At 63.2% G+C, this 18,040-nt stretch carries 11 protein-coding genes; 8 read left to right on the top strand and 3 right to left on the bottom strand.

The genetic code is table 11. From position 1 onward, the window contains the following. Positions 1-60: 60 nt before the first annotated feature. Positions 61-3,156: a TonB-dependent receptor plug domain-containing protein gene (locus tag G405_RS0102705; protein WP_022699960.1), complete on the bottom strand. Its 3,096-nt coding sequence runs from the start codon at positions 3,154-3,156 to the stop codon at positions 61-63. 221 nt (positions 3,157-3,377) lie between these two features. Continuing rightward, the gene (locus G405_RS0102700; RefSeq protein WP_022699959.1) at positions 3,378-5,249 is read right to left on the bottom strand and encodes a DUF885 domain-containing protein; all 1,872 of its coding nucleotides are present in this window, start codon (positions 5,247-5,249) and stop codon (positions 3,378-3,380) included. Positions 5,250-5,455: 206 nt separating this feature from the next. On the opposite strand from G405_RS0102700, the gene fliQ reads away from it, so the two are divergent. From fliQ to G405_RS0102660, 8 genes are all read left to right on the top strand, one after another. Further along, positions 5,456-5,719 carry a flagellar biosynthesis protein FliQ gene (gene fliQ / locus G405_RS0102695; protein ID WP_022699958.1) on the top strand — a complete coding sequence of 88 codons (264 nt, stop codon included), beginning with the start codon at positions 5,456-5,458 and terminating at the stop codon, positions 5,717-5,719. A 5-nt stretch (positions 5,720-5,724) separates the two neighbouring features. Continuing rightward, positions 5,725-6,483, top strand: coding sequence for a flagellar biosynthetic protein FliR (gene fliR / locus G405_RS0102690; protein WP_022699957.1), 759 nt, complete (start codon positions 5,725-5,727; stop codon positions 6,481-6,483). A 10-nt stretch (positions 6,484-6,493) separates the two neighbouring features. Further along, positions 6,494-7,570, top strand: a complete 1,077-nt coding sequence (flhB, locus tag G405_RS0102685; protein WP_022699956.1) for a flagellar biosynthesis protein FlhB — start codon at positions 6,494-6,496, stop codon at positions 7,568-7,570. Between the two features lie 135 nt (positions 7,571-7,705). Beyond that, the gene (locus G405_RS0102680; protein WP_022699955.1) at positions 7,706-10,303 is read left to right on the top strand and encodes a hybrid sensor histidine kinase/response regulator; all 2,598 of its coding nucleotides are present in this window, start codon (positions 7,706-7,708) and stop codon (positions 10,301-10,303) included. 145 nt (positions 10,304-10,448) lie between these two features. Continuing rightward, positions 10,449-11,531 carry a recombinase RecA gene (recA, locus tag G405_RS0102675; protein WP_022699954.1) on the top strand — a complete coding sequence of 361 codons (1,083 nt, stop codon included), beginning with the start codon at positions 10,449-10,451 and terminating at the stop codon, positions 11,529-11,531. Positions 11,532-11,704: 173 nt separating this feature from the next. Next, entirely contained in the window at positions 11,705-14,359 is a 2,655-nt protein-coding gene (gene alaS / locus G405_RS0102670) for an alanine--tRNA ligase (protein ID WP_022699953.1), read from the top strand. Further along, a complete protein-coding gene (locus G405_RS0102665; protein ID WP_022699952.1) occupies positions 14,359-14,817 on the top strand; it encodes a YybH family protein in 459 nt (152 codons plus the stop codon). The genes alaS and G405_RS0102665 overlap by 1 nt, the downstream gene beginning before the upstream one ends. Positions 14,818-14,928: 111 nt before the next feature. After that, entirely contained in the window at positions 14,929-16,662 is a 1,734-nt protein-coding gene (locus G405_RS0102660; protein WP_022699951.1) for a cation:proton antiporter domain-containing protein, read from the top strand. A 70-nt stretch (positions 16,663-16,732) separates the two neighbouring features. Here the strand turns inward: G405_RS0102660 and G405_RS0102655 are convergent, their stop codons facing one another. Then, complete coding sequence (locus G405_RS0102655) at positions 16,733-17,956, bottom strand: NADP-dependent isocitrate dehydrogenase (RefSeq protein WP_022699950.1); 1,224 nt, start codon at positions 17,954-17,956, stop codon at positions 16,733-16,735. Between the last annotated feature and the right edge of the window lie 84 nt (positions 17,957-18,040).

The raw sequence follows: 18,040 nt of genomic DNA, 5'->3' as shown, positions 1-18,040 counted from the left end.
AAACAAAACACCCCCGGAGCGCGCGGCTCCGGGGGTGTCTTTTTGTGCGCTGAGCCTTCTTTAGAAGGTGGCGTTCACGCCCGCGTAGAAGAAGCGGCCGCGCGGCCCGGCGGGACGCGACAGCTGACCCAGATAGGGTTCTTCGTCAAAGGCGTTGTTGATGCCGCCATAGATCTCCAGCTCTTCACGAAGAAAATACGAGATGGAGAAGTCGTGCACCCAGGCGCCGTCAGCCTGGGTGATGTTGGCGAAGTCCGGATCGCTCTCAAGGTCATCGAGTTCGATGCCGCTCAGCAGCTGTTCGGATTCGTAACGGCCCTTCCAGCCCAGCGACAGATCGCCGACGGACCAGGTGGCGTTCAGATTGAAGATCCATTCCGGGCGGCTCATCGTGGTGAGCACGTCGGTCACTTCTTCGGGCGCCGAGACGTCACGCGTTTCCTCGTTGGAGAGGAAGTTCGTGCCCAGCGTGGACAGACGCAGCTCGCCAGCATCTTGCAGACCGAACATGGACGGCAGGTCGAAGGCGTAATCAACGCGCCAGTCGATGCCGCTGGTCTCCACCGCGGCGAGGTTCACATAGCCCGAGCGGAAGCCGGTGATGAAGCCGACCGTCGGGTCGCGGTCGATGGCGGCGCAGAACTGGTTATTGATCGTGGGAGCATCCACGCAGTTCTGGGCGATGTCGAACGCGCCGAGCTGATCGATCAGGCCGTCGATTTCGATCTTGTAGTAATCGACGGTGACCGTCAGGCCCTCAAACAGGCCATTGAAATCCTCGACCGGACGCCAGACGGCGCCGACGGTGAAGCTATCCGCCTCTTCCGGCTCTAGATCGGGATTGCCGCCGCTTTGACCCGGAATACGGGCGGAGACGTAATCGGTCGAGTTATAGGTGTCGACCGGAATGCCGATGAGCGCTTCACAGTTCGGACGGCGGAACTGGGTGCCGGCGTCAATGAATTGCGGGTTGCAGGGATCCGAGCTGGCGCCGAGCGTCACGGTGAAGGTCGGCGAGAAGGCTTCCGTGATGTTCGGAATACGCACTGCGCGTGACAGGGTGGAGCGAACGGTGAGCGAATCGATGATCGTCCAGCGTGCGCCCATCGACCAGGTGTCGGTCTCGCCAAATGCGTCGTAGTCAGAATAACGATACGCGCCTGTCAGTTCGAAGTTCTCGATGAAAGGCAGATCCGCGAGGACGGGGATTTTGACTTCCGTGAAGTATTCCTGGACCTCGATCTCACCTGACGAGGCGTTGGTCGGCCCGCCATTGGAATTGATCGTGCCGAAAGTCAGGCCCGCAGCACTGAAGGCGTCCGGCGTGAAGGCGCTTTCATCCTTGCGATACTCATACCCCACCACGAAGCCGATCGGGCCGGCGGGTAGGGAGAACAGGAATTCAGAATCGCCTGAGAGCGTGGCGAGGAAATTGTTCTGCTCGATTTCGTTCTGCGCAGTGGCGGGCTGGAAGATGAAGTCCGCCGCTTCCTGGGTGATGGTGTTGGCGCCGAAAATGTTGATCGGCACGCACTGGCCGTCGCCCGGCGAGAATGTGGTGATCTGGAACCCGCCATTTTGCGCCGGATAGGGCGAGGAGGGCGGCACGATCGCACTGGGGTCGATGTCCGAGCGGCAGACCACATTGCCCGTCGCCGGATCAATCACGGCGTCGATGGCCGCAAAGAAGCGGTCTTCGATACGCAGGCGCGAGGTGATGTCCGCATCGGTGCGGCCATAGCTGTAGGACAGCTCGTAATCGAACCCGAACTCGGGGATGAAGCCGCGCAGGCCGGCGACGGCCCGCATGGTCTTGCGCTCGGCCACAGGGTTGGAGCGCGTGGTGGTGTCCAGCGTGTCGCGCGACACCGCGATCACCGGATTCAGGCCTTCCCCTTGCAGCGTGGCGAGCTGGGCTTGCAGCGCGGCGGGAATGAACGGGTTGTCGGCCGAGATCGGAATATCGTCGTTGAAGCCGTTGACCTGATTGCTTTCAAGGGTCTCGGTGAAGACGTATTTGGCGTCCGCAAAGAACTCCATGTTCGGCGTCAGCTCATAGCTGAACGCAGTCTGGAACAGGAAGCGATCGGTCTGCGGCAGCAGCAATTCGTCATCGGGTTCCGCGAACACGCCGTCGCCGCCGCTGGCGTTGAAGCCGTCAATGAAGATATCGCCCGGATTATAGGGACGCAGCGTGCCGGTTTCGTCGACGATCTGACAGGTCGGGATGGCGGCGGCGCCGATGGTGTCACAGCCGGGAACGCCGCCGCTGAGCACCGCTTCTACAAAGGCGCTGGCCCCGCCATCGCCCAGGGCGATGATGCCGTAATGGCTCGAAATCGGCAGGCGATAGTTTGGCAGCCACACATTGGAGAAGCGCGGATCAATGCCCGTCGCAGGCCCGTTCGGCACCAGCGAGAAGCGACCGGTGCCGCCAAAATCCCGGTCGCCGGCGAAAATGGCTTCCGTGGACTGGTACTCGGCGGCGAAGACGATGTCGGCGCGGCCGTTCGCGCTTTCAAAGCCGTTGGCGAGCGAGATGAAGTATTCTTCTGCGTCGCCTTCGCCCGAAATGCCGGCCTGGGTGCGCACTTCCATGCCGTTAAACGAAGACCCGTCGCGCAGGATGAAGTTCACAACGCCGGTCACGGCGTCGGCGCCATAGACCGCAGACGCGCCGCCGGTCATCAGGTCCACGCGTTCAAGCAGCGCGGTGGAAATGGTGTTCACGTCAACTGACGACGTGCCTTCAATGCCGGGCACATGCCGTCGGCCGTTCTCGACCACGAGCGTGCGTTCGGTGCCCAGATTGCGCAGGTTCAGCAAGGATGCGCCCAGCGGCGTGCCGTTGAACGCCGAGAAGGTGCCAGGCAGCGAGGCCTGCAGTTGCGGAGATTCGCGCAGCAGCGCGGTGATGTCGATCTGGCCCGAAGTGCGGATGTCGTCGCCCCCGACCGCGACCACAGGGCTCGGCGCTTCCAGCGTGCCGTCGCTGCGCAGACGAGAGCCCGTGACGACGATGGTGTCGCTTGAGGACCGCTCGTCAGCGCTTTCCTCTTCAGATTGTGCAAACGCCGGCGCCGCCATCAGCGCGCTCAGCGAGGCCCCCGCCAGGACGAGCGCGCGCAGGCCGCGATCTTTCACAAAAGTATTCATGTGTCTTTCCCCGATTAGAGCCCGGTCTTTTAGACTTCAGGCCAACTGGGAAAGACTGCGCGGCGGAAAGGGCAGGGCAATCGTGCAGCGCCGCAAATATTAATATAACTTAATGTGTGCACGCCTATGTGGCGTTGATGCTTCAAGATGGGGCATGAAAAACCCCGCAAGGCTGCAGACCTTGCGGGGTTTCTGCTGTGAAGCAGGCGGGGGCGAGGGGGTTAGCCTGCTTTCACAGTATCGATCCAGGCGTTGACCCGGTCTTCCAGCATGGGAAGCGGTAGCGGACCAGCGGTCAGAACGGCGTCATGGAAGCCGCCCCAGCTGAAATCGTCACCGAGCTCTTCCTGGGCGTGCATCAGCAGGTCCTGGATGAACATCATGCCGGTTTTGTAAGAGACGGCCTGGCCGGGCCAGACGATGTAGCGCTCCACTTCCGGGGTGATGTCGCCCTCGGTCATCGGGGTTGCTTCCAGCATGTAATCAATCGCTTGCTGGCGATCCCACTGATAGTGGTGAATGCCGGTGTCCACTACCAGGCGCGCGGCGCGGAAGACCTCGTAGGAGAGACGACCGAAGTCCGAATACGGATCTTCGTAAAAACCCATCTCCTTGCCCAGCCATTCGGTGTAGAGCGCCCAGCCTTCACCATAGGCGGAGTTCCACGCAAAGCGCTGGAACATCGGCACGTCTTCGAGTTCCTGGGTCAGCGCGATCTGGAAGTGGTGACCGGGCGCGCCTTCGTGCAGGGAGAGGCTTTCCAGCAGATAGGTGGGGTTGTCCTGCATCTGGGACAGGTTGACGTAGTAATAGCCCGGGCGGGAGCCATCGAGCGCGGGCTGGTTGTAGAACGCGCCGGTCGCCGTCGCTTCACGCCAGGGTTCGACCGCACGTACTTCCAGCGGCGCTTCGGGCAGGGTGTCGAAATATTGCGGTGCGACCTCCATCACGTCCGCGATCACGGCGGTGGCGCGGTCGAGATATTCCTGGCGGCCTTCGGGCGTGTTGGGCAGCTGGAATTGTTCGGCGGTGCGCATATAGGCGAAGAAATCCTGCACGCTGCCTTCAAACCCGACCTGGGCCATGATCTCGCGCATCTCGCCATGGATGCGCTCGACTTCCGCCAGTCCGCGCTCATGGATCTGCTCGGCGGTCATGTCCGGAATGGTGGTGAATTGCGCCAGCGAGGCGGCGTAGGCGGCTTCGCCATTGGGCAGTTTCCACACGCCGTCACGATCATCAGAGATCGCTTCCATGCGATCGAGCGCCGCCATATAGCGCTCCATCGCCGGCACATAGACGTTCAGCAGCGCATCTTCGGCGCGCATCACCAGATCCGCCTTGGCGTCATCGTCAATGTCGAGCGCGTCCACCTTGGCCTTGAAATCGGCGAAGAGCGCGCTGTCTTCCGCGCCTTCTTCAAACGGCGCGCCGGTCAGTTGAGATTGCGCCGACGCGGTCAGGCGCGGATAGGCGAACAGCGGCAAGGTCACGCCATTGGCCGCGCGTTCCTCGGCGCGCTCAGTCAGCGTGTCGATGACTTCGCCGATGCCTTCCAGACGTGAAGCGTAGGCCGCCGCATGCTCTGCGGTCGCAACACGGTGGTTGTTGATCAGGAAGGTCGTCAGGTCAGAGACGGAATCGCCCATGGGCGAGAACACATAGCGGCTGTCGCGCACGGCGAACTGGCGCGCTTCGTTCTCGGCCAGGCTGATTGCGAGATCGTAGGAGACCTTGCCGGCGTCGGTCAGCAAGTCGCGGTCAAACTCAGCCTGCATCTCCTGGACGCGGGCCTGGCTGCGTTCGAAATCCTCTATCTGACGGGCGTCAGAACGATCGTCCCAACGGCCATAGGCGTCGACGTCGGAGATCATGCCCAGATAGGTCTGGATTTCCGGCGAACGCGCCACTTCTTCCATGAATGCGGCCTGGAAGGACGCGTACAGACGTTCGGTTTCCGTCTGCTCAGCCTGTTGAGTGACGCTGGCGACGTTTACAAGAGCGGCGTTGACGTGCGCGCCGTCATGGGCGAGCGCAGAGCCTGCGGTCAGAAGCGCGATAGAAGCCGCGCTGCAAAGAAGTGTCTTGATCATAAAATGTCTCCCCGAGGGCGGATACACGTCCGCCCGATTGCGCGCCATGCTGCACCCGGACGGCGATTGCGCCAATGCACGCCAACATGACAAATCGTTAAACAAAGCGCGACGCATAAAACTTTACCTCTGGAACTTTGCGCGTCGGCATAGAATCCGTGCATGGAAACATTGCGGCGCTGTGAGCGCATCAGAAGGAAGCCATCATGACCGCAGGCGAGGTCCTCGATATTGGCGCTGAAGCGATCTGGGTCATGCTGGGCATGGCGGCGCCGGTCATGCTGATCGGCCTGGCGGTGGGCGTTCTGATCGCCCTGTTTCAGGCGCTGACGCAGGTGCAGGAAATGACCTTGGTCTTCGTGCCGAAAATCATCGTGATCTTTCTGGCGCTTCTGATCTTCCTGCCCATGATGGGCGCGCTTCTGAACGGCTTCATGCAAACCATCGCCGACCGAATCATCGCAGGCTGACGGCCATGCTGGCCGGGTTCGATCTTTCGCTCACAATTTTCGCCGCCGCCATGGTGTTTGCGCGCATGGGCGGGATATTGATGCTGATGCCGGGCATTGGTGAAACGTCAATTCCCGTACGCCTGCGTCTGGCGTTTGCGCTGGCCTTTTCATTTGTGGTCGGCCCGTCCATCGCGCCGATGCTGCCGGCGCCGCCGGAGACCCTGGCCGGCGTCGGCGTTCTTGTGGCGCTGGAAACCCTGATCGGCGTGATGATCGGCGCGGCGTCGCGCATTCTTTTGACGGCAGGGGCGATCGCAGGCCAGATCATCGGCTACCAGACCGGCCTCGCCATGGCGCAATCCTTTGACCCTGCGCAGGGTCAGGCTGGCGTGCTGCCGGCCCAGTTCTTGAACCTGATCTTTATCGTCATCGTTCTGATCACCCCCTTGCATCAACAGATGTTGCTGGCGGCGGCGGGCTCTTACGAGCTTATGCCCGCCGGCGAGGCGCCGATGTGGGGCGACGCCGCGTTCTGGGCTCTGGGCCTGTTCATCGACGCCTTCATCATCGGGGTCCAGATCGCCAGTCCGCTGATCGTGTTCGGTCTGGTTTTCTATCTGGGCCTGGGCGTGCTGTCGCGCCTGATGCCGCAGGCGCAGATCTTCTTCATCGCCATGCCGCTCAACATCCTGATCGGCTTTTCCATTCTGGCCATGTCGCTGGGCGCCATGGTGATGGTGTGGGCGGAGCGCTATGAGCGCTTCACCGCGACGCTGAACTGAGGCGGGCGGCATGGCGGAAGGCGAAGACAAGTCAGAAAAGACAGAAGAGCCGACAGACCGAAAACTCCGGCAGGCGCGCGAGGAAGGCGATGTTCCCAAATCCCAGGAGGTGTCGGGCTGGTTCACCCTGACCGCCGGTCTGGCGATGCTGGCGTTTCTGGCGCCGGGCATGTCACGCAGTCTGGCCGAGATGCTACAGGTGTTTCTGGCGCAGCCCCATGAACTCGCGGTGGACCCCACCGGAGCGGTGACGCTGGCGGCGGCGACCGCGCTTCGCCTGGTCGTCGTGACAGGCCTGGCCTTCGCCATGCTTCTGGTCGCGGCGGTTTTCGGAAACCTGGTCCAGACCGGCGTGATGTTCACGCCCAAGAAGATCGCGCCCAAGCTCGACAAGCTCGACCCGATCAAGGGTCTGACCCGCATGTTCGGGCCTGAAGGCTGGATGAACTTCTTCAAGGGCGTCGCCAAGATGACGGTGGTCGGGCTCGCCATCGCGCTGGCGCTCTGGCCGCGGCGCAACGAGCTGGCGGTGATGCCGGGCGTCGCGCCCATCGGCATCTTGCAGGAGGTCTATACCGCCGCCATCCAGCTGATGATCGCCGCCCTGATCGCCTACACCGCCATCGCCGTGCTCGATTTCCTGTTTCAGCGCAAGCAGTACATCGATCGCAACAAGATGAGCCGCAAGGAGATCCGTGATGAGATGAAGGACACCGAAGGCGATCCGATGGTGCGTGCAAAATTGCGCCAGATCCGTCAGGAGCGCGCCCAGCGGCGCATGATGTCGCGAGTGCCGGACGCCGCCGTGGTGATCACGAACCCGACCCACTACGCTGTGGCTCTCGAATACGAGCAGGGCCGGACGCCCGCGCCGATCTGTGTGGCCAAGGGCGCCGACGACGTCGCCCTGCGCATCCGGGAGCTGGCCAAGGAGCACAACATCCCCATCGTCGAGGACCCGCCGCTGGCGCGCGGATTGTTCGCCAGCGTCGAGCTGGAGGAAGTGATCCCGCCCGAACACTTCACGGCCGTGGCCAAGGTGATCGGCTATGTTCTGACGCTGGCGGGCAAGGCGCCGAAGTTCTGATCGCGGCGCCGAAAAGACGATTTCATGCCGTCTCGCTGAAATATGGTTAACTTTAACCTGTGAGACTGCGTGTTCGAATCATGGACCAGCCGTAGCGTCATCCGACGTGTCGGCCTGCACCAACCGGAGCCTGTCATGTCAGACCTCCCGCTTTCCGCCCAACGCGCCGCCGCTGAGGCTGATCCTGTGGCCCCTCCGGCGCCTTCGCCAGCCGCGAAGGCGGCTACAGGCGAGGGGGCGCTGACCAGGCCCCTGACCCGGCTGATCTTCTGGGTGGCGAGCCTGGGCGCGCTGGCCGCTGCGGCTGTGGCGATTTTCGCGGGCGCGGGCGCGGGATGGAACGGCGTCATCTTGTTGTCCGGCATCGCGTCGGTCGCGTTGCTCTTGATGTATGCGCTGGCGGCGGGCGAAACGGCTGGGCGCTCCTTGCTTGAAGGCGGCGAGCGCAAACGTGCGAGCGGCGCTGCGGCGACCGCGATGGGGCTTTGGCCTGATCCGGTTCTGATCACGGACGCGCAAGGCCGGGTGGCCTGGGCGAATCCGGCTTATGTCAAACTGGCCGACACCCTGATCGGTGCGAAAGACGCCGGGACGCCCGCAGCCCCTGAACGCTTGTTCAGCGGGGCCGGCGCGGGGGCGGTCTATCGTCTCAACCGGGCTGCGAGCGCAGGCGAAACAGCCCGTGAAGTTGTCGGCCGCATCCCCTTGGGCGGGGGCGAAAGCGTGGTTTACAGCGCGGATGTTTCCGCGCTGGAAGACGGCGCGACTCTGTGGCGCTTTTCCGAGCTTCGCGATGACGCCTCTCTGGATGCGGACGAGGCGCCGGACTGGACCGATCATGCGCCCGTCGGCTTGTTCTCCGCCGATGCCGAGGGGCGGGTGCTGGCCGCCAACGCCACTTTGCGCAGCTGGATCGGGGTCAGCGAGGACGCGGCCCTCAAACTGCAAGACATCACCACAGGCGACACCGCGCAGGCGTTCGCCCAGTCGCGGGGCGCGGACGGCGTGATCCGCCTCGACGCCCGCCTGAAGCAAGTGGACGGCGAGGAAAGCCCGGTCGTCATCTGCGTCAGCTGGAGCGATGAGCGCCCCGCCAAGGCGCGCGCGGTGGTTTATGAACTCTCCGCCACAGGCGCGCCTCCCGCCGTGGCCGCGGCTGAGCCGCGCGAAGCGTCTTCGGGCGCCAGCTCGCTCGCTGGCGGCTCGTTTGATGAAATGTTCGCGACCGCCCCGTTCGGCGTGGCGCGCCTGGACGACGCCGATCCGGCGCTGGCCGTAATCGAGGACGCCAACCCGGCCTTGCTCAAGCTGTCGGGCGGCGGCGCCGTGCCGGGCGCGAAGTTTGAAGACCTGTTTGATTTTGGCGATGACGGCCGGATCGACAATGTACTGGGTTCGGCCCTGGCCGGGCGTGGCGAGCCCAGCGAAGTGCGCCTGAAAGCGGGCGAAGACGGCGAGCGCGCCGTGCAGGTTTTCCTGTCGCCCTCACGTGACGGCAAGCGCGTCGCCTATGTGGTGGACGTGTCGTCGTGGAAAGCGCTGGAGCAACAGGTCGCCCAGGCAGGCAAGATGCAGGCGGTCGGCCAGCTCGCGAGCGGCGTGGCTCATGATTTCAACAATATGCTCACCGCGATCCGGCTGAATGTGGGCGAGCTTCTGAACCGGCACCCGGTGGGCGATCCCTCCTATCAGGACTTGCAGCAGATCAATTCCACCGTCACGCGCCAGGCCGGCCTGGTGCGCAAGCTTCTCGCGTTCTCGCGCAAGCAGACCTTCCGCAATACGGTGTTTGACGTCTCGGACGTCTTGTCTGATTGCTCGATCATGCTGGGCCAGATTCTGGAAGAAACCGTACGGCTCGATATCAAGCATGGCCGCGATCTGCCGCTGGTGCGGGCGGACCGCAATCAGATCGACAATATTCTGGTGAACCTCGCCACCAACGCCCGTGATGCGATGAAGTCTCAGGGCGGCGGGGTTCTGACCATCGTCACCGAAGCGGTCTCTTCTGATGATGTGGCGCGCGCCGGGGCGCCCAATCCCAAGGATGGCGACTGGGCGGCGATCCATGTGTCCGATACGGGTACGGGCATGGACGAGGCGACGCTGAAGAAGATCTTCGAGCCGTTCTTCACCACCAAGGAGGCCGGACAGGGCACCGGGCTGGGGCTGGCGACGGTCTATGGCGTGGTCAAACAGTCGGGCGGCTTCCTGTTTGTGGATTCCGAAGTGGGCAAGGGCACGACCTTCCATATCTATCTGCCCGGCCATGTGCCGAGCGAGGAAGAGGAAACCGAGCTTGCGCGCGAGGAAGCGGCCAAGACCGCCGAGCCTGAACCCTCTGATCTCGCCGGACGCGGCCGCATCCTGTTTGTCGAGGATGAAGACGCGGTGCGCGCCATCGCGGCCAAGACGCTGGTGCGCCGCGGCTATGAGGTGGTGGAAGCGTGTGATGGCGAGGAAGCGCTCGAAATTTTGGAGAACGAGCCGGAAAGCTTTGATCTTCTGATTTCAGACGTGGTCATGCCGGGGCTCGACGGTCCCGGCTTGCTCAAGGAGGCGCGGCATCTGCTGGGCAGTGCGCGAATCGTCTTCATTTCGGGCTACGCCAAGGAAGAGTTTTCCGACACCCTCTCTGATGATCTCGAGATCTCCTTCCTGCCCAAACCCTTCGACATCCAGCAGCTGGCGGAGCGCGTGAAGCAGGAGCTGGCGGCGCGCCAGCGCGCCTAGTCTTCAGGCTAAGCGGCTGATTGCGCTCAGCTGTCGCATGGGCGACGCACACGCCAAATGTTCCGCTTGTGTTCCGGGAACAAAATAAGTACGGTCACCTTCATTGCCCGACTCGGTCGGGCGTGAAATAAGGAGGGCCGACCTGATGGCACAGTCAAATCTGCGCGTGGTGAAAGACGGCGACATGGATAAACAAAAAGCGCTTGAAGCGGCCCTGACTCAAATTGATCGCGCCTTCGGCAAAGGCTCGGTGATGAAGCTGGGCTCCAAGCCTGACCAGGATATTCAGGCGATCTCCACCGGCTCTCTGGGCCTGGATATCGCGCTGGGCGTGGGCGGCCTGCCGAAAGGCCGGATCGTCGAGATCTACGGCCCGGAAAGCTCCGGTAAAACCACGCTGGCGCTGCACACGGTCGCCGAAGCGCAGAAAAGCGGCGGCGTCGCGGCGTTCGTGGACGCCGAGCACGCGCTCGATCCGGTTTACGCCCGCAAGCTGGGCGTGGATGTGGGCGAACTTCTGGTCTCCCAGCCTGACACCGGCGAACAGGCGCTTGAAATCGCCGATACGCTGGTGCGCTCGGGCGCCATTGACGTTCTGGTGATCGACTCCGTGGCGGCCTTGACCCCGCGGGCGGAGCTTGAAGGCGATATGGGCGACTCGCTGCCCGGTCTTCAGGCCCGTTTGATGAGCCAGGCGCTGCGCAAGCTGACCGGCTCCATCTCCAAATCGAAATGCCTGGTGATCTTCATCAACCAGATCCGCATGAAGATCGGCGTGATGTTCGGCAGCCCCGAAACCACGACCGGCGGTAATGCGCTGAAATTCTACTCCACCGTTCGCCTGGATATCCGCCGCATCGGCGCGCTGAAAAATCGCGACGAAGTGATCGGCAACCAGACCCGCGTCAAAGTGGTCAAGAACAAGGTGGCGCCGCCCTTCCGCGAGGTGGAGTTCGATATCCTCTATGGCGAAGGCATCTCCAAGACCGGCGAACTGCTCGATCTGGGGGTGAAGGGCAATATCATCGAAAAGTCGGGCTCCTGGTATTCCCACGACTCCGAACGGATCGGGCAGGGCCGCGAGAATGCGCGCCAGTTCCTGCTCGACCATCCCGCGATCGCCGACAAGATCGAAGCCCAGGTGCGCAAGAACGCCGGTCTGATCGCCGAGGAATTGCTGGTCGGTCCCGGCGAGGATGATGACCTGGACGACGAGGCCACAGGCTAGTTCCGAGGGGGACGAATCGCATCCTTCACCGCCAAAACGGTGATGAATCTACAACGGGCGCTTGGCTTTGCCGGGCGCCCGTTCGTATATGGGGGTGAACCGACACCCAAAGGCCGCCGCATGAGCGGGCGACCACCCTCTCAACGCCGCGCGCCAGCGCCCGGAGTGCATACATGACCGCCTTGCGCGATATTCGCCGCCAGTTTCTCGATTTCTTCGGCAAAGAAGGCCATGAGATCGTTCAGTCCGCGCCGCTCGTGCCGCAGGACGACCCGACCTTATTGTTTGTGAACGCCGGCATGGTGCCGTTCAAGAACGTCTTCACGGGCGCTGAAAAGCGCGATTATGTGCGCGCCACCAGTTCGCAGAAATGCGTGCGCGCGGGCGGCAAGCACAATGACCTCGATAATGTCGGGTATACGGCGCGCCACCACACCTTCTTTGAGATGCTGGGGAATTTTTCCTTCGGCGACTATTTCAAGGAACAGGCGATCGAGTTCGCCTGGACCATGGTCACCAAGGAATTCGGCCTGCCCAAGGACAAGCTCCTGGTCACGGTCTATTCTGAAGATGAAGAAGCGGCGGCGCTTTGGCGAAAGATCGCCGGCCTGCCCGACGAAAAGATCATCCGCATCTCCACCTCGGACAATTTCTGGTCCATGGGCGACACCGGCCCGTGCGGTCCGTGTTCGGAGATCTTCTTTGATCACGGCCCGGAGATCTGGGGCGGCCCTCCCGGCACGCCGGAAGAGGATGGCGACCGCTTCATCGAGATCTGGAACCTGGTGTTCATGCAATATGAGCAGCAGGCGGGCGGCGAGCGCATCAACCTGCCCAAACCCTCCATCGACACCGGCATGGGGCTCGAACGCATCGCGGCAGTGCTGCAGGGCGTGCACAACAATTATGATGTGGACCTGTTCAAGACCCTGATCAACGCCTCTGAAGAGGCGTTGAAGGTGAAGGCCGAGGGCGATGCGCTGGCGAGCCACCGTGTCATTGCAGACCATTTGCGCTCCACCTCCTTCCTGATCGCGGATGGCGTGACGCCGTCCAATGAAGGCCGGGGCTATGTGCTGCGCCGGATCATGCGCCGCGCCATGCGCCATGCGCACCTTCTGGGCGCCAATGAGCCGGTGCTGTTCGGTCTTGCGAAAACCCTGTCTGACGAGATGGGCGAAGCCTTCCCCGAATTGCCGCGCGCCTTGCCGGCGATCGAGGAGACCTTGCGCGGCGAGGAAGAACGCTTTCAGCGTACGCTGGGCCGCGGCCTGACGCTTCTGGAAGAGGCGACGGCGGACCTTAAAGAGGGCGACGCCCTGCCAGGCGAAACCGCGTTCAAGCTGTACGACACTTACGGCTTCCCGCTGGACCTGACTGAAGACGCGCTGCGCACGCGGGGGCTGAGCGTGGATCAGGCCGGGTTTGACGCCGCCATGGAGCGTCAGCGCTCTGATGCGCGCGCCAGCTGGAGCGGGTCGGGCCAGGCCGCGCCGGAGGCGCTCTGGTTCGCGGTTCGCGATCGTCTGGGCGCGACGCAGTTCACCGGGTATCAGAACCATGACGGCCAGTCTGAATTGACTGCGATCGTCGCGGACGGGGCGGAGCAGTCTGACCTGGCTGAGGGCGCAGGCGCCGAGCTGATCTTCAAATCCACGCCGTTTTACGCTGAGGGCGGCGGTCAGATCGGGGATGCGGGCGTCATCACGTTTGACAATGGCGCCGTGTTCACCGTCACCGACGTGCAAAAACGCGCCGGCGAGATTTACGCTCATATCGGCGTGCTGGAGCATGGCGCGATCAAGCTGGGCGATGCGGCGGCCCTGAAGGTGGACGCTGAACGCCGCACGAAAGTCCGCGCCAATCACTCCGCCACCCACCTGTTGCACGCCGCCCTGCGCGACGTGCTGGGGCCGCATGTGACCCAGAAAGGGTCCTATGTGGGACCGGACCGGTTGCGGTTCGACTTCGCCCACGCCAAGGCGCTGAGCGAAGCGGAGACCGCCGCCATCGAAGCGCAGGTCAACGCCGTGATCCGTCAGAACGCCGCCGCGAAGATCGCCGAAATGACGCCGGAGAAAGCGATTAAGGCGGGCGCGCTGGCCTTGTTTGGCGAGAAGTATGGCGACACCGTTCGCGTGCTCGCCATGGGCGACTCTCTGAAAGACGACGACAAGGCCTATTCGGTTGAGCTGTGCGGCGGCATCCATGTGGACCGCACTGGTGATATTGCCCTGTTCAAGATCGTGGGCGAAAGCTCGGTCAGTTCGGGCGTGCGCCGTTTGGAGGCCCTGACCGGCGAGGCGGCGCGCCAATGGCTGGAAACCGAAGCCAACAAGGCCAAGGTCGCAGCCTTGTCGCTGAAAGTACCGACCCATGAGCTGGTGGACCGGGTCGCTGCGCTGCAGGCCGAACGCAAGACGCTGGAGCGTCAGCTCGCTGAAGCCAAGAAGCAGCTCGCCATGGGCGGGGGCGGCGCCGCGGCGCCGGCCGGTCCGGAAGAGATCAATGGCGTGAAGCTGATCGCGCGCGTGGTCGAGGGCGTCGGGGGCAAGGATCTGCGCGGCCTGGTGGATGAAGCCCGCAAGCAGATGGGCTCGGGCGTCGCGGCGTTTGTCGGCGTCAATGAGGGCAAGGCGGCGCTCGCCGTGGGCCTGACCGATGATCTGGTGGGCGCAATGAGCGCGGTGGATCTGGTGCGCGCCGCAGTGGGCGCCGTGGGCGGCAAGGGCGGCGGCGGCCGTCCCGATTTTGCTCAGGCGGGCGGCCCGGACGGGGCGAAAGCCGAGGAGGCGCTCGCTGCGATCCGCACCGCGCTGGCGGGCTGATGGTCAAGCGACCCAAACCGGGCGCGGATATTCAGATGACCGGCGACAAGGCGGTGGCGAAACAGATCGCCGCCGCCCGCGCCGCGTTCAACGCGGCCTTGTCAGAACGTGACTTTGACGGAATCGCGCTGGCGCTGTGCGAAGACTGCACGCTGGTGCCCGGTGATGACGCCGAGCTTATGGCGGGGCGGGGCGCCCAGCTGGACGCCTGGCGGTCCATCATCGGCCAAGCGCCCGATGTCAGCTATGTGCGCACGCCCATGCGTATTGATGTGGGGGAGGACGGCCTGCTGGCGGCGGAGACTGGACGCTGGAAAGGCCAATGGTCCGCCCAGGGGTTTGAAGTGCGATATTCGGGCCGGTATTTCGCCAAATGGCGTCTGGACGGAGATGACTGGCGCATCGCGTCTGAAGTCTTCGTGACCTTGAAGCGCGATGGCGGCCCCGTCAGCGTCTGAGTGTAAACGAGGCGGTTTCGCCGCACCATTTTGTACGCCTCGTTCATAAACCGTCTGGACTTTCCCGTTTAAGGTTAACCTGATGACCAATCAGGCGAGCGGGGATGAGTGATGGAACACGGGCATGGCTATGAAATCTGGCTGAAGGATGCGGTGGTCTTCCTGATCGCCGCGGGCGTCGTAGTGCCGCTCTTTCGCCTGTTCAAGCTCAGCTCCGTACTCGGATTCCTGATTGCGGGGCTGGCGCTCGGCCCGTTCGCGCTTGGCGGGCTCGCCGAACGTTTTGCGGTGCTGGAATGGGTGACGATTTCAGAACCCGAAGCCGCCAAGCCCTTCGCCGAGCTGGGCGTGTTGTTCCTGCTGTTCCTGTTGGGTCTGGAATTGTCATTCCAGCGGCTCTGGCAATTGCGGCGCGCCGTGTTTGGCGCCGGCGGGCTGCAGGCGTTCGGCAGCGCGGCTGTGCTGGGCGTCGCGTGCTTTGTGATTGGCCAGACTGCGCCGACCGCCCTTGTGATCGGCTTGGCGCTGGCGCTCTCCTCCACCGCTATCGTCATGCAGATCATGGCCGAGGAACGCCGCACTGCTGCGCCTGTGGGGCGGGCATCGTTGTCGGTTCTGTTGATGCAGGACATTCTGGTGGCCCCCATCCTGATCCTTGTGGGCTTTCTCACGCGCGATTCCGGCGCAGATATCGGCGCCGCTCTGCTCAGCGCCCTGTTTCAGGGCGTTCTGGCGCTGGCGTGGATCTTGTTGCTGGGCCGTCTGGTGCTGCGCCCGGTGTTTCGTCTGGTGGCGAAAGCGGGCGGGCGCGACCTTTTGATGGCGCTGACGCTGGCGGTGGTGGTCGGCGCCTCCATGCTGACCGCAGGCGCCGGGTTGTCGCTGGCGCTGGGCGCGTTTCTGGCCGGTTTGATGCTGGGGGAGACCGAGTTCAAGCATCAGGCCGAGATCGACCTTGAGCCCTTCAAGGGCCTGTTGCTGGGCGTCTTCTTCATGACGGTCGGAATGGGGCTTGATCTGGGCGCCGTGTGGCAGAATGTCGGGCTGGTGCTGGCCGGGCTTGTCGGCATGCTGATCGTGAAGGGGCTGCTGGTCTATCTGGCGTGTCGCCTGTTCGCCGGGGATCACCGACTGTCGCTGGAAGCGGCCTTTTTGCTGGCGCCGGCGGGTGAGTTCGCGTTTGTCATTCTCGCCACCGCCAATGCGGGCGATGTCATCCCTGCTGAAACCGCCACGATGGTCGCGGCCATCGCCGGGCTGTCCATGTTGCTCACGCCGGCCCTGGCTGCGATTGGCCGCAAGCTCGCGACCCGGTCGGAAGAAAGCGTGGGACAGACCGAGCTGCCCTCTGACCTGGTTGATCTGGAAGGCCATGTGATCATCGCCGGCTTCGGTCGTGTGGGCCGCACCATGGCGCGCGTGCTGGAGACCGAGAACGTCACCATGATCGCGCTCGACATGAACGCGGAGAAGGTCGCCAAGGGCCGCGAGGAAGGCTGGCCGGTGTTTTATGGGGATGCGGGGCGCGCCGAGTTTCTGGAGCGGGCAGGCGCCGCACGCGCGGACATGTTCGTGGTCACCGTGGACGACGCGCAGAAAGCGTCTGACATGGTCCGGGCGGCGCGCAATCTTCGGCCTGACGCTTTGATCATTGCGCGCGGGCGCGACCGCCGTCATGCGGTGGAACTGGCCGCGGCCGGCGCCAGCCATGTGACGCTGGAAACTGCGGAAGCCGCGCTGCAGCTGGCGGGCCGGGCGCTCGAAGACCTGGGGCTATCCGCCGACATCGTCCGCGACCGCCTGGCGGCGGAACGCGAGGATGTCTACGCATCGGACGCGGTTTGACCGAATCGGGACGCAAAAAAAGGCCGGGCGAAGCGCCCGGCCTTTTCGTTCAACGTATCAGCGCTGAGGCTTACACCTTGTCTTTCATCACTTCTGCGAAGCGCTCGGCCACGGTGTCCAGGAAGCCTTCGGTGGACAGCCAGCCCTGCTGGTCGCCGACCAGAAGCGCCAGGTCCTTGGTCATGTAGCCGGCTTCCACGGTGCCAATGATGGTCTGCTCGAGATCTTCTGCGAACTGAACCACCAGCTCATTGCCGTCCATCTTGCCGCGATATTTCAGGCCGCGGGTCCAGGCGAAGATCGAGGCGATGGAGTTCGTCGAGGTCTTCTCGCCGCGCTGGTGCTGGCGATAGTGACGGGTCACGGTGCCGTGCGCCGCTTCGGCTTCGACGGTTTTCCCATCCGGGGTCATCAGCACAGACGTCATCAGGCCCAGCGAGCCGAAGCCCTGCGCCACGGTGTCGGACTGCACGTCGCCGTCATAGTTCTTACAGGCCCAGACGAAACCACCCGACCATTTCATGGCCGCCGCGACCATGTCGTCGATCAGACGGTGCTCGTAGGTGATGCCCTTGGCGTCGAAATCCGCCTTGAACTCGGAATCAAAGACGGCCTGGAAGATATCTTTGAAGCGGCCGTCATAGGCTTTCATGATGGTGTTCTTGGTGGACAGATACACCGGCCAGCCGCGATCGAGGCCATAGCGCAGCGAGGCGCGGGCGAAATCCTTGATGGATTCATCAAGGTTATACATGCCCATGGCGACGCCGGAGCTCGGGAAGTCGAACACTTCGTGAGTGATCGGCTCGCCGCCGTCCGCCGGCGTGTAGGTCAGGGTCAGCTTGCCCGGGCCCGGCACCAGCATGTCTGTGGCCTTGTACTGGTCGCCAAAGGCGTGACGGCCGATGACGATCGGCTTGGTCCAGCCCGGAACCAGCCGCGGCACGTTCTTGATCACGATCGGCTCGCGGAACACCACGCCGCCCAGAATGTTGCGGATAGTGCCGTTGGGCGAGCGCCACATTTTCTTGAGGCCGAACTCTTCCACGCGCGCTTCATCGGGCGTGATGGTGGCGCATTTCACGCCGACGCCGTAATGCTTGATGGCTTCGGCGGATTCAACCGTGATCTGGTCATCGGTCTCGTCGCGTTTTTCGATCGAGAGGTCGTAGTATTTCAGGTCGATGTCCAGATAAGGCAGGATCAGCTTTTCCTTGATCAGCGCCCAGATGATGCGGGTCATCTCGTCGCCGTCGAGTTCGACGACCGGATTGTCGACTTTGATCTTGGCCATGAAGCGTATCTTCCGTGTTCTGTGGGCATGAGGTGTCGCACAAGCAAAATGCGACATGCCGCGTCGAGGGGTGGACGAATGTGT

This window comes from Oceanicaulis alexandrii DSM 11625 (assembly GCF_000420265.1).
In the GTDB taxonomy this organism is placed as follows: Bacteria; Pseudomonadota; Alphaproteobacteria; order Caulobacterales; family Maricaulaceae; genus Oceanicaulis; species Oceanicaulis alexandrii.
This window is presented reverse-complemented; position numbering and strand designations above follow the sequence as displayed.